The sequence below is a fragment of the Leifsonia sp. HAY1-4F genome (assembly GCF_056755275.1).
Genome location: NZ_JBNDHX010000276.1, coordinates 1 through 273 on the forward strand (window position 1 = coordinate 1; position 273 = coordinate 273).

The following is a 273-nucleotide window of genomic DNA, read 5'->3' on the forward strand; positions in this document are numbered from 1 at the left end:
GTCCGACGGCGGGTTGAGCCTTACGCGTACAGCGGCACCTGCGCAGAGGATCACCGCCAGCCCGCCCACAACAGTGGTCCATGTCATCGACTCGCCCAGCATCAGCCCGGCCCAGGCGATGCTCATGACGGGCTGGACCAGTTGGATTTGGCTGACCTGGGCCATGGGTCCGATCGCAAGGCCGTGGTACCAGGCGAAGAATCCCAGGAACATGCTCACGACCCCCAGATAGGCGAAGGACAACCATTGGACCGGTGACGCGCCGGGCAGTCC

Annotated in this window: 1 protein-coding gene; it reads right to left on the minus strand. The window is 64.8% G+C overall.

What is annotated here, in order from left to right; all coding sequences use genetic code 11:
* The coding region (locus ACPYOG_RS19520) for an EamA family transporter (protein ID WP_481295781.1) at window positions 1–273 on the minus strand (273 nt) is incomplete at both ends.